The sequence below is a fragment of the Methanolobus mangrovi genome (assembly GCF_031312535.1).
Classification (GTDB): Archaea; Halobacteriota; Methanosarcinia; order Methanosarcinales; family Methanosarcinaceae; genus Methanolobus; species Methanolobus mangrovi.
The window spans coordinates 1,158,119-1,178,715 of record NZ_CP133594.1 but is presented as its reverse complement, the minus strand read 5'-3'; the positions used below and the strand labels follow the sequence as shown (position 1 = coordinate 1,178,715).

18 protein-coding genes are annotated in these 20,597 nt (G+C 40.8%); 7 read left to right on the top strand and 11 right to left on the bottom strand.

All coding sequences use genetic code 11. The features are described from left to right. Positions 1–168: 168 nt before the first annotated feature. The 5 genes from RE476_RS05615 to RE476_RS05595 form a co-directional block, all read right to left on the bottom strand. Positions 169–435: a hypothetical protein gene (locus tag RE476_RS05615; RefSeq protein ID WP_309309420.1), complete on the bottom strand. Its 267-nt coding sequence runs from the start codon at positions 433–435 to the stop codon at positions 169–171. A gap of 28 nt (positions 436–463) precedes the next feature. After that, positions 464–2,059 (bottom strand): PKD domain-containing protein, encoded by a 1,596-nt coding sequence (locus tag RE476_RS05610; protein ID WP_309309419.1) that lies wholly within the window; start codon positions 2,057–2,059, stop codon positions 464–466. Between the two features lie 150 nt (positions 2,060–2,209). Beyond that, on the bottom strand, positions 2,210–2,524 hold the full coding sequence (locus RE476_RS05605) for a hypothetical protein (protein WP_309309418.1): 315 nt from the start codon (positions 2,522–2,524) through the stop codon (positions 2,210–2,212). Positions 2,525–3,118: 594 nt separating this feature from the next. Further along, positions 3,119–3,406 carry a hypothetical protein gene (locus tag RE476_RS05600; RefSeq protein ID WP_309309417.1) on the bottom strand — a complete coding sequence of 96 codons (288 nt, stop codon included), beginning with the start codon at positions 3,404–3,406 and terminating at the stop codon, positions 3,119–3,121. Between the two features lie 58 nt (positions 3,407–3,464). After that, the gene (locus tag RE476_RS05595; RefSeq protein WP_309309416.1) at positions 3,465–4,691 is read right to left on the bottom strand and encodes a hypothetical protein; all 1,227 of its coding nucleotides are present in this window, start codon (positions 4,689–4,691) and stop codon (positions 3,465–3,467) included. 335 nt (positions 4,692–5,026) lie between these two features. Between RE476_RS05595 and RE476_RS05590 the strand changes: the two genes are divergently transcribed. The 5 genes from RE476_RS05590 to RE476_RS05570 all read left to right on the top strand — a co-directional run bounded on the left by RE476_RS05590 (position 5,027) and on the right by RE476_RS05570 (position 9,590). Further along, positions 5,027–5,842, top strand: coding sequence for a helix-turn-helix transcriptional regulator (locus RE476_RS05590; protein ID WP_309309415.1), 816 nt, complete (start codon positions 5,027–5,029; stop codon positions 5,840–5,842). A 77-nt stretch (positions 5,843–5,919) separates the two neighbouring features. Next, the gene (locus tag RE476_RS05585) at positions 5,920–6,432 is read left to right on the top strand and encodes an amino acid-binding protein (protein ID WP_309309414.1); all 513 of its coding nucleotides are present in this window, start codon (positions 5,920–5,922) and stop codon (positions 6,430–6,432) included. Continuing rightward, a complete protein-coding gene (locus tag RE476_RS05580) occupies positions 6,432–7,427 on the top strand; it encodes a homoserine dehydrogenase (protein ID WP_309309413.1) in 996 nt (331 codons plus the stop codon). The genes RE476_RS05585 and RE476_RS05580 overlap by 1 nt, the downstream gene beginning before the upstream one ends. A gap of 33 nt (positions 7,428–7,460) precedes the next feature. Further along, positions 7,461–9,152 (top strand): ATP-dependent DNA ligase, encoded by a 1,692-nt coding sequence (locus RE476_RS05575; protein WP_309309412.1) that lies wholly within the window; start codon positions 7,461–7,463, stop codon positions 9,150–9,152. Between the two features lie 45 nt (positions 9,153–9,197). Next, positions 9,198–9,590 carry a cupredoxin domain-containing protein gene (locus tag RE476_RS05570; RefSeq protein WP_309309411.1) on the top strand — a complete coding sequence of 131 codons (393 nt, stop codon included), beginning with the start codon at positions 9,198–9,200 and terminating at the stop codon, positions 9,588–9,590. Positions 9,591–9,595: 5 nt separating this feature from the next. On the opposite strand, the gene RE476_RS05565 is transcribed toward RE476_RS05570, so the two are convergent. Then, on the bottom strand, positions 9,596–10,639 hold the full coding sequence (locus RE476_RS05565) for a radical SAM protein (RefSeq protein WP_309309410.1): 1,044 nt from the start codon (positions 10,637–10,639) through the stop codon (positions 9,596–9,598). 250 nt (positions 10,640–10,889) lie between these two features. On the opposite strand from RE476_RS05565, the gene RE476_RS05560 reads away from it, so the two are divergent. Together RE476_RS05560 and RE476_RS05555 are read left to right on the top strand one after the other, a co-directional pair. Next, the gene (locus RE476_RS05560; protein WP_309309409.1) at positions 10,890–11,540 is read left to right on the top strand and encodes a phosphatase PAP2 family protein; all 651 of its coding nucleotides are present in this window, start codon (positions 10,890–10,892) and stop codon (positions 11,538–11,540) included. A gap of 80 nt (positions 11,541–11,620) precedes the next feature. Next, positions 11,621–12,835 (top strand): MFS transporter, encoded by a 1,215-nt coding sequence (locus RE476_RS05555; protein WP_309309408.1) that lies wholly within the window; start codon positions 11,621–11,623, stop codon positions 12,833–12,835. Positions 12,836–12,842: 7 nt separating this feature from the next. Here RE476_RS05555 and RE476_RS05550 read toward each other — a convergent pair whose 3' ends face one another. From RE476_RS05550 to lonB, 5 genes are all read right to left on the bottom strand, one after another. Further along, positions 12,843–13,652 carry a response regulator gene (locus tag RE476_RS05550; protein WP_309309407.1) on the bottom strand — a complete coding sequence of 270 codons (810 nt, stop codon included), beginning with the start codon at positions 13,650–13,652 and terminating at the stop codon, positions 12,843–12,845. Then, positions 13,652–15,694, bottom strand: a complete 2,043-nt coding sequence (locus tag RE476_RS05545) for a CHASE4 domain-containing protein (RefSeq protein WP_309309406.1) — start codon at positions 15,692–15,694, stop codon at positions 13,652–13,654. Before RE476_RS05545 ends, RE476_RS05550 begins: the two co-directional genes overlap by 1 nt. A gap of 282 nt (positions 15,695–15,976) precedes the next feature. Then, a complete protein-coding gene (locus tag RE476_RS05540; protein WP_309309405.1) occupies positions 15,977–17,287 on the bottom strand; it encodes a TldD/PmbA family protein in 1,311 nt (436 codons plus the stop codon). Position 17,288: 1 nt separating this feature from the next. After that, the gene (locus RE476_RS05535; RefSeq protein ID WP_309309404.1) at positions 17,289–18,620 is read right to left on the bottom strand and encodes a TldD/PmbA family protein; all 1,332 of its coding nucleotides are present in this window, start codon (positions 18,618–18,620) and stop codon (positions 17,289–17,291) included. Between the two features lie 57 nt (positions 18,621–18,677). Next, positions 18,678–20,582, bottom strand: coding sequence for an ATP-dependent protease LonB (lonB, locus tag RE476_RS05530; protein WP_309309403.1), 1,905 nt, complete (start codon positions 20,580–20,582; stop codon positions 18,678–18,680). Positions 20,583–20,597: the final 15 nt, after the last annotated feature.

The following is a 20,597-nucleotide window of genomic DNA, read 5'->3' as shown; positions in this document are numbered from 1 at the left end:
ATTTCTAAGTGCAATTATGTTGTTTGTTCATCTATAAAAATGCATCTGTACGTTATTTGTTAATCTACAGAAATGATTAAATCTTGATATTAAAAAAGCATGCATGCGAAGCCATGCAAAGGCCTGAGGTAAAAATCAAAAAAATAAAAGAATATGAATGTCATCCATTCATATTTCTTCGATTACAATGTCCTCTTCGAGGCTCATTTCATCAATAAGTGCTTCAAGTTCTGCAAGCTCAGTTTCCAGATCCTCGATCTCAGTGTCTGTAATACCTACCATTTCCTGGCTAAGTGCTTCATCTGCAAGACTTACTTCCTGCATGGTATCGTTTGTCACTGCTTCCTCTTCAGTTGTACCTTTATCAGCACATCCGGAAACCACAACACCGAAGAGCAGGACAGCGATGATGACGATATTTCTTAATTTGGTCATTTCACATCAACTCCTATATCATTCACCATCATACAGTCAAGTTAATGGTCTGTGTTATTGAATCATTGTTCAATTTATCATTATCAGATTCATATGAGGTCAGAGTGACGTTATATTCCTTAGAAAGAGCATATTCATGTGTTGGATTTTGTTCAATTGAATTATTACCATCATCAAAATCCCAGTTCCATGAAGAAGCATTCATAGATGTATCATTAAAAGTCACATTAAGACCATCAACAGTGTAAGTGAAGTTTGCAACGACTGTTACACTATCATCTTCCTCCTCAGGTTCTTCTTCTGCTGGTTCTTCATCCTCTGAGTCTTCATCGTCGTCGATATAACGGTTCGCCCATTCTCCACCTTCGTCACCGATATAATAGATACCATCACCTGAAAGTACTGCAGTACCTGTTCCCTTAACAGTAAGTTCTACATCTGATCCCTGGAGCATGACCGTAAGACGGCTTCCGTTAATGTATACGTCACCTGTGAGGTTTATGAAGACAAATGCGCGGTTATTGTCTGTACTGTTACCTGCATCAATGTTAGAGGTTTCATACGTTGTCTCATCACCTAGTATTATCTTTGCATTACCTGCAAGGTCTTTAATGACAAGCTTAGCGTACTCGTTAGCTGTGATATTTATTTCAACATCTCCTGAGATAACAGCTGTGCCATTACCTGAAGCTTCCAGTGTCTCATTTCCTGTAAGTACAACTACTCCTTCTCTCTGCTTCTTGAGTTCCTTGAGCATGTTCTTCAGAATTGCATTTGCATCTCTGATGTCCTCTCCAGCTTCTGCAAGATACCTGTTTGCTTCCTGGATATTCTCACCGTTACCGACATTTCCATACATGTATGCAGATCTTGCTTGCTCCTGTTTCTCCCTGGCATCATCTATGAGTTCCTTGTATTCGTCAAGCATTGCCGTAAGATCTTCTACATCTTCCCCATTTTCTTCCATGGCATCGATCTCATTCTGAAGACGTACTATGAGTGATTCTGATGTCTTAAGAACCGCATTGATCTTGTTGTCGATGGCTTTTCCTGCAGTGACAACGCGGTCCTTACGTGCATCATTCCATATACTTCTGATGTTCTTTGCAGCATCTGCAAGTTCCTTCCTCGTTTCGGCAGCTTCTACATTGTCTCTTTCCTCTTCCAGAACCTCTATGTAATCTGCATCATCTTCCGCATCAAGGAGTGATATCATATAATCGATTGAACTATTGAGGTATTCTTTGGTAGTGTTAATAGCTTCTTCAGAGTTCAGATTTGGATTTTTGGACTTTATATTGGAATACTTGATCTTTGCATCTTTATAATCAGATTCAGCATTCATGTTTTCAGTTCTTTTCCTTGTCACATCTTCCGATGCGTTATCCATTATTCTGTCACGATCCCTGTCATAGGAAGGTGTCGTGTCATCATCAGAATCATCTTCATCAGCACTGTTATCATCAGCTACGTTTCCATTCCCATTCCCATTGTTTCCTGATATTGCCTTATCATCAAAGTTTTTCGCATTATCGGATGCAGCAAGTGCTCCTGCTGGAAGAATACTGACCAGCATTAATACTGCAGCAAAGTATGCAAATATTCTCAATCCTTGTTTTTCCATAAGATTACCCTCCAATTCTCTTTTAATTTTTTTGTCTATTAATTTATTTTGTTGGTATATTGGTATAATAAATGAAAGTGATAAAGATTATGATGTGCTATAAATAAAAAGATCCGGCTAAATTAGCCGGATAGCCTTTTTTATTGTGATTTAATCCGTTGCGCACGGTCCATCGCACACTCCGTCTCCATCACCATTGCCATAACCTCTAGCATTTCCGTATGGTCCGTCTCCGTCACAGACACCATCACCTTGGCAGTTGTCACAGATACCGTCACCGTCTTCATCTACAAAATTGTCACAAACACCATCACCGTTTTCGTCTACAAAAGTGGTCAGGAGGCATGTGCCATCTTGTGATCTATCCCCTTTCTGTTTTTGTTCAGACGCTGCCATTGCAGTCACAGTAAATAAACTGACCAGCATAATGGCTACCGCAATTAATGTCAATGTTCTTATTTTCAAACTATCTTCTCCCATTTCATCTTATATGTTGTAGGTGTAAGCCATGCAATACTTGGTGGTGTGCTTAGCTTACACCTGCAATTCTCTGATTGGCAAAGCCGGATATAAGCATACTTTACTTCATGGAAACTTTAAGCATGCTTTGTTGTATGAAGGAGTCTTTGAATGAGTTATTTAACTTGATAAAGCTTTATCAGGCTTTAGATTGAATTGTAGGATAACCTTTGTTATTGGATATGATTGGCAAATGCGCATTATACATTCACCAAAAATTATGCAGTTATGGCGGTGTTGAGGTAAATTCAATACTTCCTGATTAATACTCTTGAAATATAGTATCTATACAAGTAGCCAGATGTCTGATAATTACACAATATCAGCCAGTATGATGGTAATAACCTGACCAAATATTCAGAAGAAAATTGTTTTTCATAAGTTACAATAATTAGAATATTTGTCCTGCTTGTTCTAACGCTAGTTCTAAGCAGGTACAAAGAGCTTCTAAAAAAGAACAATGACAATGCAATCTCTGTCAGGTTTACACAAAGATTGGCAATATTAAAAAAAGAAATAAAAAATATGAATGAAGCTCATTCATATTTCTTCGACAACAATGTCTTCTTCAACATCTGTTTCATTGATGAGTACTTGCAGTTCTTGAAGTTCTTCTTCAATGTCCTGGATCTCAGGGTCCGTAATTCCAACCATTTCCTCGCCAAGTGTCACATCAGCAACGGATGCATTGTTATTGTCATCTAATTCTTCTGCTGCAGTGTTCTCAGATAATGTTTTATCTTCCTGGGGTGCATTGTCCGTGCAACCTGATACTACAAGTCCAAGGACCAGAATTGCCAGTATTACAATGTATTTTCGTTTTAACATGTACATTCATCTCCTTCATAGTAAAATTTAAACATTTTTAATCCTGTCAATCTTATACTTAAATATCGTTCTGTTCCTCAGGCTCTGGTGTTTCATCTTCGGATTCAGCTTCTTTCTCCTCCTCAACATAAGATGCTGTCCATTTACTTTCTTCACCGTTCAATTCGTAGGTTCCATTTCCGGTAAACATTACACTGCCATTTCCAGCAACATCAAGAGATATATCTGTTCCTCTTAGTGTGATTGTAAGACGGGTGCCTTCAATTGTAACATCACCTGTAAGGTTGTGATAGACAAATGCCCGGTTGTTAATGTCGCTGTTACCTGCATCTACGTTTGAATATCCATAGCTTGCACCTTCGGTGTCTACCTTTGCATCTCCGTCCATGTCCTTGACAACAAGTATGGCATCGTCTGCATTAAAACTAAGGACGAAGTCACCGGAAAGAACTGCAGTTCCATCCCCTTCGGCAGTAAGTGTTTCATCTGCGCTAAGAGTTACAAGACCCTCGCGGTATTGTTTGAGTTCTGTAAGCATGTCTCCGAGTACGGCATTTGCTTCTTTGATACTAAGACCTGCTTGCTTCATGTTCTGGAAGCCCTGAGACTGCCTTTCCCTGTTGGTGTTGGCAATCATTGCCTGTTCCTGGTATTCTCTTGCTTCAGCGATATGTGCTTTATATTCTACAAGCATCTCTTGAAGCCCGGTCACATCTTCACCATTCTTTTCAATGCGTGCAATCTCATTTTCAAGGCGAAGTGTCATGGTTTCGGATATTCTCATGACTGCTGTGAGCTTGTTATTGATGGAAGTAGTTGTAGAGCTAGTTCTTTCATCACGAGCTTCTCTCCAGATTTCTCTTATATCCTGGGCACATTCGGCCAGTTCCGCTCTGGTGGTGGCTGCAGCGATATCTTCCTTTTCTTCATTCAGTTTTTCTATATATTCTTCATTTTCAAGAGACTCTATCATCACATCAATGGTACTGTTCAGGTACTCTTTGGTGGCTTCTATGGCTTCTTCCGTATTGAGCGCAGAGTTGTTGGCTTTTATACGCAGGAAGTTCTCAGTTGCTTCGCCATATCTTTCCTGTGTGTTCATAACCTGTCTGATCTGGTTTTGCACCCCATCATTTGATGCGTCCATTGTTAGATTGACTCTATCTCTTTCCTGTATTCTGTCCTGCAGGTTGTCCGTATCAGCAACTGCCATTGCCGGGGCTATACTAGCCAGCATAAGTACAACAGCAATGTATGCAAATATCTTAACTCCTATGTTTTTCATTTTCATTCCTCGCTTTATCTTTTAATATAAATGAATCAGTTCTTGATATTAATATTGCAGGCAGGTCAGTTATTTTAACCACAGATGGTTATTTGTCTGCCAGCGTGTCACATTCTCCTTATTCCGGCAAGTACTCTCGGATCCTGGATATTGTGCCTGCAATCTTATGATTCTCAGATGAGTATATATGCATACTTTACTTCATTCATTCTTTAATGGCCCATATTCAAATTTTAAGCCTTATAGGGGCTTTAATTGCTTGATTATACTTTATTTAACTTCAGACTGATTTTGAAGTAACTATTATATGGGTGTACTTAGTAAATATACATCCTGTGTTAATCAAAAAAATGACCCTGCTTGGTATAATCTGCATCATATTACTTGCAGGTGTGCAGTTTTCAACTGCGGTAGAAGTAGCAACTATCCATGGTGCGGTGTATGAGTGGGATTCATTTGATCCTCTTGAGGATGTTATTGTTGAGGTGAATTCCACGCCTCCTCAGTCCATGCTTGCAAAATATGGAATATATTCTTTTAATCTGGAGCCCGGGGATTATCTTATATCTGCCAGTTTTTACAGTTCTAACAATCTGGTTGCATACACAGAAGAGGAAATTACTGTCACTGGTGATGGTGACTATGTACTGGACCTGATTTTGCTGCCGGTATACTATGATTCTCTGGGTGAGAATGAGTTTGCGGAACTTGATGAGATTGCAAGCTTTTCAGATGCTGACGATGAACAGGATTCAAGTCCGTTTTCTTTGGCAATGATAGCTATTCTGTTCATTCTTGTGATACTATCTGCAGGAGCCTATTATATTGTAAAACAACGCAGTGGTAAATCGACTTCGGATTATGAAGACAGTCATATTTCTAACGACGATCTTGGTTCAATACTTCCGGCAGATATATGGCAGGGATTACCTGATGATCTCCGGGAAGTAATAGGTATCATTTCAAAGAACGATGGGCGAATTACCCAGAAGGAACTCCGTACAAGGGTCCGCCATTCAGAAGCCAAGGTCAGCCTTATGGTGTCCGATCTTGAGAGCCGGGGAATCGTACGGAAATTCAAGAAAGGTCGTGGTAATGTGATAATTCTTGAGGAAAGCAAGGCTGAAGAAGATTCAAACCAAAATGTATAACTGCATTTAATGTGTATGGAGTTAAGAATTGAGAAATAGTTCTATTTACATATATTTACATATTTACGAGGGTATACATGCGAGTTTCCATGGACATTGAGTTAAAAGATATCCCCGGGCAGTTACTTCTTGCTTTAAGACCGGTATCCGAATTCAAAGGTAATTTGATATCGGTGGTCCACCATCATGAAAAAAGGACTCCCCGCGGAACTATACCGGTTCAGATTGTTTTTGAGACAAAACCGGACAATCTTAATAATATTATCTCCAGCCTTGAAGAGAGTGATATCGGTATTGCACGTATTGATGAAAAGAGATATTTTGAGCACGGTGCAGTAATTCTTATCGGACATATTGTCCACACAGATATTCAGGATACTATCGATACGATCGATAATACAGGTTATGCAGAAGTTGTGGATCTTAACCTTTCTATGCCGAAGATCAAAATGCCATCATCAGCATCCTTAAAGATAGATGCAGTAAGCAAGGAACATCTGGCATCAGCTATCGAACTTCTGAAGGACATTGCTAAAAAGAAAGACCTTCTGGTCATTGAGCCTATAAAAAGTGAATTGGGGGCAGTTTAATGAAAACAATACGAATGTCCATCATAGGCTTCGGTGCAGTGGGTCAGGGTGTTGCAAAGGTTCTTATCGACAAGAAAGATTATCTTGAAAGTATCGGACTTGACTTTAAAGTTGTTGCAATAGCAGACTCAAGGACGGCGGTCGTGGATCTTAATGGTGTTGACCTTACTGCGGCAATTTCCAGAAAGAGCGCAGAAGGAACTGTTGGATCTGAAAAAACCACGGGACTTGAGATCATAGAAACCATTGATCATGAATTGGTAGTTGAGACTACCCCTACTAACATAGTTACGGGTGGAGCCGGTCTTCATAACATGCTCATGGCCTTTAAACATGGCAGGGATGTCGTTACATCCAACAAAGGTCCCCTTGCAATGAAATATGGTGAACTTATGGAAACTTCCAATGCAAGTGGTTCTGTATTCAGGTTCGAAGCGACCGTAGGTGGTGCAATGCCTGTACTTAATCTGGCAAGGGATGTTCTGGCAGGTAACAAAATTACCAATGTTGAAGGTATATTCAATGGTACATGTAATTATATTCTCACCCGTATGATGGAAGAACATGCTCCCTATGGACAGATGCTCGCAGAAGCGCAGGAGCTTGGATATGCGGAAACTGACCCCACATACGATGTAGAGGGTATTGATACTGCCTGCAAACTGGTCATACTGGCAAACTGCGTATTCGGGATGAATGCGACTCATGAGGATGTCACTATCACAGGTATAACAAAGATAACTCCTGAGGCACTGCTTCTGGCGCAGAATGATGGTTATGTCATTAAACTGATAGGAGAGGTCAACGACAGCAGGATAAATGTGGCTCCCAAGCTTGTGCCAATAGATCATCCACTGGCAGTTGGCGGTTCTCTCAATGTTGCATCCGTGCAGACCGATCTTTCCGGTCCTATCACTGTAACCGGACGTGGAGCAGGTTCTATTGAAACCGCCAGTGCTATTCTCAGTGATATGATATCCATTTACAGGGAATGAAATGTTCCAATCTTTCCAGGAAATAGATAGATTATGACAAGTTTCAGAGAATTCTCTCAGACCTGTAAGGTTATCGAGAGTACTTCCGGCTCCCTTGATATGGTTTCTCTGGTTGCTGAATTACTTGAAAAGGTCACTCCAGAGGAACTTCCAATTGTAACCCATTTTGTGATGGGTGAGATTTTCCCTGCATGGAGCAGTGAAGAGATAGGTGTTGGTGCCGGTATCCTCTATAATGCCCTTGCAAAATCAGCAGGGCTTGCAGTTTCTGATATCAAGGGACTTGTAAGGGAAACTGGCGATATCGGTGAGACTGCTTTCAGGGCACTAAAAAAAGTTGCAGGTGGTCAGGCAACGTTCTCTTCTTTCCTTGAAGAATCCAATGATCTTTCTATCCTTGAGGTCTTTGATAGATTCAAAGATATTTCAAGATCATCGGGAAAAGGTTCCCAGACAGCTAAAATAAAGAACCTTCAATATCTTTTCAATTCATCCTCTCCTGAAGAGGTTGGTTACATTGCCCGCCTTGCAGTTGAAGAACTGAGAATTGGCGTTGGCGAGGGAATTGTCAGGGATGCTATTTCCAAAGCGTTTGATGTTCCTTCCGATGAGGTTGAAAGGGCTTTCATGCTTACCAATGACCTCGGACTTGTTGCAACCACCGCAAGAAATGGTGGTAGGGATGCAGTATTATCACTTGGCCTTGAACTCAACCGACCCATACGTATGATGCTGGCCCAGATAACTCCAAGTCTTGATGCAGCTCTTTCAGACATAGGCATTGCGGCTGTAGAATGGAAATTTGACGGAGCAAGGGTTCAGATACACAAGGAAGGCGACAATGTTACGCTTTTCACCCGCAGGCTTGAGAATATCACAGACTCCCTTCCGGATATCGTGGAAGCAGTAAGGGAAAACGTAAGTGCTGAATCCGCAATACTTGATGGTGAAGCGGTGGCCATTGATGAGAATGGCAGGCCCCGTGCATTCCAGGATATATTGAAACGGTTTAGAAGAAAATACGATGTCCAGTCAACAGCACGTGAGATTCCTCTTATACTCAACCTTTTTGATATTATGTATCTAAATGGCGAGGAACTGCTTGACCTTCCACTCACCCAGAGGAGGGCGAAACTTGCAGCATGCGTTAAAAATGGAAATGAGATCCGAGTTGACGCACAGTATCTGACGGATAATCCTGAAAAAATACTGGAGATATACAATGATGCTCTTAAGGCCGGACATGAAGGTGTGATGATAAAGAACCCGGATTCTCCTTATTCTCCTGGAAAACGAGGTAAGAACTGGCTCAAGAAGAAACCGGTCATGGAAACTCTGGATCTGGTTGTTATCGGGGCTGAATGGGGCTACGGCCGACGTACTAGTGTCCTCGGTTCCTATGCGCTTGCCTGTCACGACCCTGATACAGGGCGTTTCTTGCCAGTTGGACGTGTTGCAACTGGTTTTTCCGACGAGCAGCTTGTAGAGCTCACAGAATTGTTCTCTGAACTCATTATAGTAGAATCGGGGACAGAGGTCGAAATTAAACCTGAGGTCATCTTTGAGGTTGCCTTTGAAGAGATCCAGAAAAGCGTTAACTACGAGTCAGGTTATGCGCTTCGGTTCCCTCGTCTGGTAAATGTGAGGTCTGATAAGTCCGTTGAGGATGTTGAGACCATCGGACGCCTTGAAGAAATGTACCTGATGCAGCGTGAAAGGAACTGAGCTGCCATCAAAAGTGTTATTAGGAATAGCAATTCTTCTAAGAATATGAGAGCAAGAAGTCTTCTATTCCTTATCGTGCTGGTATCGGTACTGACATTGTTCTTTTCAGGTTGTGTTGAAGAGCAGTCTTCTGATATACCGTCCAATGAGGACACTTCAGAATCACAAGCTATCAAAGCTGATGCAATTGTCTATATTGATAAGTATGAGTTCCATCCATATTCAACAACTATATCATCCGGCGATACTGTCAGATGGATAAATAATGATTCTGTAGCCTTCATTATAAAAGGTAATCTTGTGGGAGGCAACAGTTTCCAGTCACCTACACTCAGGAAAAATGATACATTCACCTACACATTTGAAGATGTGGGCACTTACAACTATGAACTTGTGACTCACCCATGGACAAATGGCGGGCTCATTGTTGTTGAGTAGGTCTGTTAAAGCAGGACATCCTTAAGCCCTACATCCTTTACCATTTTTATAGCCTTTTCTTTTTCCTGAAGTTCCAGTGTTCTGTCTATCTCCGGATATCTGTAAGCAAGATACTCTGGCCTGTACTGGAACATCAGGTTAAAACGAACATCGGGCGTATTCTTAGCGGTCCAGTCAATTACATTTCGGGTACAGCATTCAAGGTGTCTGGGAAGTACAAGATGCCGCATTAATATCTCAGCATCCCTTTTTGCATATTCCAGATTTGATGTGACAGTTTCAATGTACTCTTTTATTTTAGAGTACTTGACGGCACAATCATTGTTTCCGTACTTGAAGTCTGCAAGAAACAGATCCACAACACCTTCAAGCAACTTTGTAGCCTCTTGTGAGTGGTACATATTTGAATTCCAGATAACAGGTGTGTTAATGGAAATTTCCTTCACGATCTTCAATATGTTGTGCAGGTGTGGCGTGGGTGTCACAAGGTTGAGGTTCTTTGCTCCTTCCTTTCGCCTTTTATCGATTATCCGTGCCATATCGATGGCATCGATCTGCTTGCCGGTTTCAGGGTGCATGGATATGTCCCAGTTCTGGCAATATATGCAGGAAAGCACACACCCTGTGAAGAATACTGTGTGTGATGGCACAAGTTCCGGTTCTTCTCCCATGTGCAGGAATTCAGCAGCATATCTGGAAGTATCGGTTAGTTTGCAAAAACCCTTCTCACCCAGTTTTCTGTTCACTCCGCATCTGTGATGGCAAAGGTGACAGTTTTCAATTATTCTTTCGGCAATTAATATCTTCAGGTCAAGAAGACTCTTTTCAGTTTTCCTCTCTGCTTTATTACCATTCAGATAGATTTTTTGCTTATATTCCCTGTAAACTTCCATGTAATATTCATGTAGCTTCCAAAGCTCTTTTTCGCTACACTTTTCATCGAAAACTGCAGGTATGTTTTTTATCAGTTCTGACCTTGAATACAATTCATTGTTTGCTATCTTCTGGTAGCATTCAATAAATAAAGGCTCAAGCATAATCTTTATCATAGAAAGTAAATTTATTTAATTATATCTCTAGTTGGAAAAAACCAATCAAAATGATACTATGGAAGATATGTACTTATTGATGATTTTTGTGCCTGTGGTTTTACTAATGAACATTGTTGCCTATTACATGTTCATACCACAAAGTTACAGAATGAAAATCAAGAAGTCACTAAAAGATAGTGGAGGTACATATTTATTCCTATTTGAAATATTCCCATATTTGATACTGGTTTCTGTAATCTATATTTTAGTGAAATCCCAGGATGCTATCATAACTTTGTTAGATATTTCTCCGGACTATGATCTTGCAAAATATATCTTTCTTATAGAGGGTAACAGGGTCAGTATGTTCCAGGCTTTTACCAATCCTTTACTTACATATATAAGTTCATTTGTCTATCTCTTCGGATTTTCTTTCCTTCTTATATTCACATTTGTTATATTCATATTGACCCGGCAGATCAGGGCATTACAGGAATTTGCCATTGGAGTTACAATTATCTACATAGTGGCCTTCCCGTTTTATCTTTTCACTCCTGTAAAGGTTACATGCTACACTTTACCCAATGTAGTACCACTGCTTTACAACCTGAGTCCCATAATATATGATGGTTTGAGGTCTGTAGATCCTTTCTTTGATAATTGCTTTCCGAGTCTTCACGCAGCACTCTCTTTCCTGGCAATGCTCTTTATAGTTTTCAGAACAGATCTTAAGAGAGTAAAAGTAGTTGCGGTTATTGTAACCCTGGCTATTCAATTCACTATATTCTATCTGGGTATACACTGGATCTCAGATTTCATTGGTGGTATCATACTTGCTGTCCTCAGTTATTATGTTGCTACAAGATACCATGACAGAATAGTGAGTAAGTTTGATATTACATTCAACAGGAATCATTGATGATCGCAGGCAGATATTCTGATATATGCTCAATGATCCTGTCAATTTATACTTTGAAATAATTCGAATACAAAGGTCCCATGATGACACCAGATACACGGCTAATTCAAAAAGATAAACAGAAACTGGATCCTGCACTTTATGTACTCTCTCTTTCCAAGTTATTCAAGGATCTTGGTACCGGGATGCTTGCATTCCTGCTTCCTCTGTATATAGTCGGTATGGATAGTAATATTTTCTCTGAAACTCCTATAGTTGTCAGGGCAGGCATTATTGCTACTGTTTTTGGACTTTCGAATGCTATATCCCAGCCATTTCTCGGCCGTTTATCAGATTCTCTTAACCGAAGAAAATCTTTTGTTGTTATAGGCATGGCCGGATTTACTCTGATATCTTTCATCTATGCCAATACTCATAATTTCGATCAACTGGTACTGCTACGCTTGCTACAGGGACTTACAGTAGGTGCAACTGTACCTGCAATTGTTGCAATGGTAACCCATATGTCAACAAGCAGTACAAGAGGTGTTGCCATTGGCATCTATTCTACTGTGCGGGGATTTGGCTTTGGTATCGGCTCCATTATCGGCGGTATCGTTGCCAGTTATTATGGCTTTGTAACGGCATTCTACATATGCGCTTTATTGGGTCTTGCAAGTCTTATATTGATCTCGTTCTTTGTATCTGAGACGCATGACGGCATACAGTCTAAGAAAAGCACATCCGATTCTGCACAGGGATTCCAGTTTGCTATTCTTTCGATAGCCATGTTCATGATGATGGCAGGGATAATGATCATATTTGCGTTCCTGCCCGAATATGAAACAAGACTCAATACCGGACAGATATCTCTAAGTATTGCAGTTTCTGCCTATGTGATCGTAAGAGTGCTGTTCCAGACTCCCATGGGTCTTATATCCGACCATATTGGGAGAAAAAGAGTAATTGCAATGGGTCTTCTCCTGAACATTCCAATCGTAATCGGTCTTGGTCATGTTGACAACGTCATACAGCTCATAATACTACGTGCAATTCAGGGTATATCCATGGCTGCGGTAGAAACTCCAGTCATGGCCCTGGCTGTTGATCTTGCAGGTATATCAGTGAGTTCAAAAGTGAGTTCCATTACAGCATCACAGGCAGCAGGAATGGCTCTTGGTCCTATTATGGGAGGACTTCTTGCAGGTTATATATCCTTTGAAATGCCCTTCTATCTCTGTGCAGTTATGTTACTGTTATCATTGATGCTTGTACTTGTGGGTATTAAAGAACCCCTAAATCTTAAAAAAGAATAAAATTTGATCAGCTGTAAGCTACTTCAAAGCATCTGAATGACTTCTCTATATTCTTCCTTTCGGTAATATCATAGAAGATTATTACAGTACCGATTACCTCGGCTTTCTTATTGGTTATGGGTGAACCGATTATGTCGAGTGGTATGCGTGTGCTGTCTTTTGATATCAGCATGGTGTTTTCGTCAAGTCCGAAAAAAGCACCTTCCCGGAGAACCTTTGCAGTAGGGTCCTGTGCACACTTTCCACTATCTTCGCAAACGACTTTGAAAACTTTGCCGATCTTCTGGCCCAGTGCATCTTCCTGTGTATATCCTGTAAGTGCCTGTGCAAGAGGATTCATGTATTTTATTGTGCCACTGTTATCGGTGGATATAATTGCATCACCAAAATTGTTAAGTAATGAAGTAATCCACTTTTCATGATCGAAAAGTTTTTCCTTCTCCTTTTCTCTTTTATACAGGGCAATTTCGATATTCGTTCGAAGTTCCCTTTCGTCAAAAGGTTTCAGGATGTGTCCGAAGGGTTCGGTGAGTTTTGCCCTTTGCAATGTTCTCTCATCCGAATAGGCGGTGAGGTAAATAACAGGTATGTCATAATTCTGATGTATTGCATTTGCAGCGTCTATGCCATCTATCTTTCCTTTAAGGACTATATCCATGAGTATCAGGTCTGGATGGCATTCTTCAACGAATTTGATTGCATCCTCTCCGCTGGCAGCCATACATGGTACAGAGTATCCAAAATGTTCCAGACTATCCTTAATATCCAGAGCTACTATTTTCTCATCTTCGACTATCATTATCCTTTCATTAGTCATCAGTAGTCCCTTCTTTTATAGGATAGTTCTTTGAATGCGATTCTGAATTCCGTACCGTTGTTTCTTATGAGTTCTATGTTTCCCTCTATTTGTTCAACCAATGAAACAACGAGTTGCATGCCCAATGAATCTGTTTTCATGAAATCGATCTCTTCCGGGAATCCGATTCCGTTATCCCTGATAATAAGCATGTAAAGATCATCGTTCATCGGGAAAATCTCTATCTGGATCTCCCCCTTGTGGTCCTCAAATGCGTGTTTCAGGGCATTTGAAACGATCTCATTAATGATAAGTCCAAGCGGGATGGCTGTATCAATGCCCTGTGTTATGTTTCTAATCTTTATATCTATTTTGATATCGTCCGGGTTACAGCCATAGGAATTAAGTAAGTACTTGGTGAGGGTATCTATATATGTCTCAAGTTCTATGTTCTCGATATCGCGTGACTGATACAATTTTTCATGTGCAATAGCCATTGATTTAGCACGAATCTGACTCTTCCTGAAAGCTTCTATGGTTTTTTTATCAGTAAATTTCCTTGACTGGAGTCGTAGCAGACTTGATATGATCTGGAGGTTGTTTTTTACGCGGTGATGTATCTCTTTTAATAGCAGGTCTTTTTTACGCATCTCTTCTGCCTGCTTTATCTCAGTTATGTCTTTAACAATAGCCATGACTTCATCATCACCGCTAACCACCACCCTTACTTCAAAATCTCTCATTTCTCCCTTAACTGGCATTGCATATTGCATGGTCTGGATTTTTTTTGTGAGAAGGGCCTGTTCTATCACTTTGCGTTGCATTTCTACAATATGCCCTGGAAAAACATCATCAATTTTGATATTTAGCTCAGTCTCAGGAGATTCGTAGATGCACTTGTCCGTAGAGAGCTTATAGTTGCAGATAGTTCCATCCTTTTTGATCTGGAACATCATATCAGGCATTGCCCGCAAAATAGCGTTTATGGTTGTATCTCTTTTGATAATAAGGTCCTGTGTCCTTTCAAGCGATTCAAGCATTCTGTTAATGGATTGTCCCAGATCAGCTACTTCATCGTCACCTTCATGGAACACTCTCTTGGTAAAATCTCCATGGTGGCCGATCTCTCTAACTTCATTCTGCAGCTTCTTAAGGCGTGATATATGTGATCTTTCCAGCAGAGTCGTTACGGAAATACCGAAAACGATGCCTGTAATGATTAAAACCATAAGGGAATAGTTGATAGTGTTGATCCCCTGTGTATGTATTTCACGGGGCATACTAATTTCCAGGGAAAAAGCATTGTTTCCGTAGATGTCGTTGAAATTTGTATATGAATAAATATTAGTATCGTCTGTGAGAATGTTTATGTTTATGTTTTCATAATTTAGGCTTTTCGGTGTGTTCATATCATTAACGTTCTCAGTGAAGTTCCTGATATGTCCAATATCTATCTTCAGGTTAGTTATTTCATTTAATCTTACAATCTCATCATGATCAAGAACCCTTCCCATAAGAACCGATCCCATAATAGGACCGCTTTTATCGCTTTTAATGATTGGCTGGGAAGTTATCATTATCGCTTTGCCTGCAAAAACCAAATATCCTGTTTTCCTTGTGGTTTCGTTCTCATGTTCCAGAAGATAATTTACCTGTTCAAGGTGTTCTTCCAGTTCCAGGATGGTCTGATTGTTATTTTCTATTGAAGATAATGCTTTTTTGTACACCAGAGTTCCGCTCTCATTATAAAAGAACATGAAATCCAGTCTCTGGTTTAAAAAAGTCTCATCCATCAGGTAATTTTTAATATACTCGCTTCTGTTATTCTGAATGAACTGGTAAGTTTCATCCCACACAGACCAGTCAGCAGCTTTGTTTTCAAGGTCCTGGGTTTCGAATAATAATGTATTTTTCAGGGAAATGGCATTTTTCCTGGCATCCTGATCTTCCAGTTTGTCAAAGCTGTCTATTATTATAAAATGTGAACTCAGGTATAAGATAAAGATCATTCCTATAAGGGTTGCACCAATGATGCCCAATGTCTTCCTGAGTAATGTTGCCATTTATTCGCCTTAAAACAAATATAAGTAATACAATTGTCATTGTTTTTAATGGTATATAACTCCCTTATAATTTATATGCATATATAATTATGTCTATGTTACATGCACATTTGAGAAGTAAATAATCAGCTAATGAATGCAGATCGTCTAAAACAATCACCATTCTCCGATTACTGCACACTTTCATAAAAGATAGTTTAGAAAACAATATGTATCCGAAAAAATAAAAAAGAAATAAATTATTCATGAGAACCGTATCGTTCTCATGTAACCATTCTATGATCAGCCTATTACGCTCATATCCGAAACTCTTATTGACGGAGTGATGGTACCGCCGACTTTTCTTACATCGGTGCCTGCTCCATTGATATTCTTAAGCATATCGAATATGTTGCCTGATATCATGAGTGACTTGATGGGTTTATCCAGTTTTCCATCTTTTATAGTGAAAGCATTCCTTGCTTCCACAGAGAAATCTCCTGAGATACCATTTGCTGTATGGGCACCAATTACTGTGTTCACGTAAACACCAGAGTCCGTGTCAGCTATCACATCGCATTTTGGGAAATCGATTATGAAATTCCTTGGTCCTACAGAAGGTGTTGAAAGATATGAATTTCTGGATGCATTCCCAGTACTTTCCACGTCATCCTTTCCTGCTGTATATGTGTCATATAAGTATGACATGAATGTTCCGTTCTCGATCACAGTGGTCCTCTGTGATGCAACTCCCTCATCATCTGCAATCCCTGTCTCTATGCCACCTGCAAGTAAACCGTCATCGTATATTGACAGTTTTTCATTTGCTATCATTTCACCCTTCTTTCCGATAAGGTTAGAACGTCCTTTCTGGACATTGTCGGCATCAATTGATGGCATGAATGCATTTTCTATCAGGTCTGAGAATGCAAAAGGATGGATTATTACCTCAGTCTTATGGGGCTCAACAGATATTGTGTTCTGTGACCTCTTTGCAAGTTCAGCGGCATTTTTCCCGATGGATGTAAAATCAATATCATTTTTTCGGGATATTGCAAAATCATAGGCAGTGGATGTTTCTCCTGAACTTGTGATAACATCAACAAACCCGGATACTCCGGTTCCTTCCTCTGAAACTTCAACTCCGTTGGTGTTCAGTATCAGTCTTTTTCCATGGCTGCGTCCAAAACTACCAGAAGTAACTATGATTCCGGGTGTGTTCTTTGCACTTTCTATCATTTCCATGGTGTGACTAATACAGTCATCCAGTTCCATATTCTTGATATGCTCATCCATTATTCCGGAGACTGTTGGATATTTCTGGTTCGATGGCAATGATTTCCAGTCCGGGTCGCCGTCCTGTATATTTGCAGAACTGACTGCATTTTTTGCAGCCTCATCAATAAGACTCATTTTGTTGGTGCTTGCAAATCCTATGGCACCGTTTATGATAGCACGTATGCCGATACCTGTTGTGATGCTTTCTTTTGCACCCTCGATTTGATCCTTCTGTATGTTTACAGAAGTTTTCTGGCTTTCAATGATGTATACTTCAGCCTCTTTAGCACCATATTTTGTCGCTGCTTTTAAGGCTTTTTCAGCAAGGTCGTACATATCATGCACCTCCAACCATGGCTTTGGATATCATCAGATGCGGGGAACCGTCAGTGACAGGTACAAGCTGCCCACCTTTTCCACATCTTCCCGAATTCATCTTCAGGTCGTCACCAACCATTTTCACATTGTTCAGTATCTCAAGTATCTTTCCGGAAAGTGAAACATCCCTGATGAGTGTTGTGAGTTTTCCATCTTCTATTAGGTATCCTTTCTCAGCATTGAACTGGAAAACACCTTCACCGGTGTTGACCTGGCCGCCTCTGGAGCCTATAAGGTAAATTCCGTTGCCTATTTCCTCAAGCATTTCCTCAAATTTGGAATTTCCATTATCAATGTACGTGTTACTCATACGGATAATGGGTCTGGAATGCCCCTGTGCACGACAATGTCCTGGCGTTCCTCCGAGTTTAGCAGCGGTTTCCCTTGAATGCAGGTATGACTTCAGTATGCCATTTTCTATAAGGGTTGTTTTCTCTGACTGTGAACCTTCGTCGTCAAAGGGGAAATAACCGTATTCATGCAATGTGGGATCATCAATAATTGTAACGAGGGGGGATGCAATATTCTCATTGATACGATTTTCAAGGACTGAACTTCCTTCAAGTACAAGGTCCGCTTCTGATGCATGTCCGACTGCTTCATGAGCAAAAACACCTGCAAGTTCCGGATCAAGGATGACTGGCATGTTCCCGCCTTTTGCCGGCTTTGCATCGAGCAATTGCAATGCACTTTTTGCTGCTTCTTCTGCAAGCTCTGCTGCATTATACTTATCGAATATCTCGTATCCTGTAACGCCAAAACGGCTCTCTCTTCCAGCTTGGTATATCCCGTCCCGTGATGCTACAGCACTAATGGCAAAACCGGTTCGTACAACATCATATTCTCCTTCGATGCCTGTGGAATCGCTGTACATTATCTTGTAGGAGGATTCGCTGTACACTGCACTGGTACTGCTGATACCATCCATTTTGGCATGCTTACCAAATTCTTTCAGGTTTTGAACCTTCTCTTCGAGAGATATGTCCAGGGGGTTCTTTTTTACTTTAGGGAGGTTTGAAACAATCGGGTTTGCTATTTCCTTCATCTGCACCTTTTCTTTAGGTGATTTCTCATTCATGCTAATAGCAAGCTCTGTGGCTGCACGTATTGCTTTCTCAATATCGAAGTCCCCGTCAGCGGATGTAAATCCCCATGAACCTCCTTTTAAAGCACGTACCGCCGCACCTTTTGTAAAATTGACAGATATCTGCTCGATCTTATCATTATCAAGCACAATGGAGGTGGTTGTCCCCTCTATGATCCTTGTATCAAAAAAGTCTACACTATGCATAATTTTACTCCTCCCTGTATAATTAAATACAAGTTTAAATAAATAAAAGTTCCCTGTTCACACAGGGACAATTTCTGGCATTTCTGCACTGGTTTTGAGACTTGTAAGGCTCTTTAACTTCTCAACTATCCTGTCCTTATCAGGCCCGTCAACAAGACTGTGTTCAATAACTTCTATAATATTAGTTACTGGAACTATCTCTATCTTATCTTTATATGCTTCTTCTATCAGCACATCAGCCTCATTGGATTTAGGAATGATTACTTTCTTTATTCCTGCTCTGGCTGCAGCTTCTATCTTATAGGTTGCTCCTCCTATTGGAAGTACATCCCCTCTTACAGACAATGAACCTGTCATTGCTACAGATTGGTCGATAGGGATATTTTCAAGAGCAGATATAACTGCAGTGGCTATAGATATGGATGCACTGTCTCCTTCTACACCTTCATACGTTCCGATGAACTGTATGTGGATGTCATGGTTGGGTATGCTCTTACCTGTGACGTTCTTGATAACAGCAGATACATTCTGAACAGCTTCCTTAGCTATGTCCTTAAGCATACCTGTGGCGATCACTCTCCCTTCTGAGTTAGAAAGTGATGGTGTCACTCCTGCCATTATAGGCAGAACGATGCCTGAATCTCCTCCCATTACCGCAAGACCATTAACTCTACCAACAGCACTACCTGTTTTCTTGAACAGCTGATAATCGTTCTTGCGTTCAAGGTAACTGTCAGCAAGTTGCTGTTCTATAGATCTTGCCATCTTCTTTGCTGCAAGCACGTGCTTTGCAGTGGTGACTGCTGCATCTTCAGAATGCGCAATATCTCCTGCAACTCTTACCAGACCTCCAAGGTCACGAAGTTTCAGCGTGAGGTGACCTTTTCGCCCTGCTCTTCTCTGGGCTTCACGTATAACTTCGTCCACTGCTTCCTTATCAAATGGTGGAAGGTGGCCATCTCTCAGGACTTCCTGTGCTACGAACCTGACTAGGCTCTTACGATTTTCAGGAGTATCTTCCATGGAATCTCTCATGAATAGCTCGTATCCATAACCCTTTATACGGGATCTGAGTGCAGGGTGCATCTTTTCCACTGCATCAAGGTTACCTGCAGCTACCATTATGAAGTCACAAGGGACCGGCTCTGTTTTTACCAGTGCACCGGAACTTCTTTCTGACTGGCCGGTGATGGGGTATTCTTTTTCCTGAAGTGCTGTCAGCATACTCTGCTGAGATTCAAGGCTCAAGGTGTTGATCTCATCTAAGAAGAGCACACCTTTGTGCGACTTGTGAATATCACCGCTCTCTACCCTGTCATGTGCCGGTGTCTCAAGTCCGCCTGACTGGAAAGGGTCGTGCCTGACATCACCAAGAAGTGCACCTGCGTGGGTGCCTGTTGCATCAAGGAAAGGTGCGTGCTCCTTCTGGTAGTTTGAAACTATCAGTTTAGGTATCATCATTTCTTCTTTTGGCAGAAACTGACGTGTCAGTAGCAATATCATAATTGCAGCTATGATGCCCCATAAGAGCTGGCCTACATAGAATGAGTATATAATAATACCAAAGACCAGTATCATCATCAGCATATTGCGTGATTGGACCTTTTTCTGGGCTTCCAGCTTGTGGGCCATGACAATTTCTCTGCCCTTGCCGGCAGGCACTGAACGTATCTTAGGGTTGTTACTGTCTTCAGGGTTAGGATACGCCATTATGTCCTGTAATTCTTCCTTTGGAAGAAGTTCAGCCATTGCCTTTGCAAGTAAGGATTTTCCAGTGCCCGGACTGCCAATCATCATAACATGGCGTCTCTGGCTTGCTGCTTTTTTCACCACCTCCACTGCATGTTCCTGTCCGATAATCTGATCTATCAAAAGCTCGGGAACATCTATGGAGTCTGTGGTTTCGAAATTATCCTCGTATAATTCAATCTCTTCGCTAGAAGTAGTAATTTCTTTTTCCATAGTCTTCTCACAAGG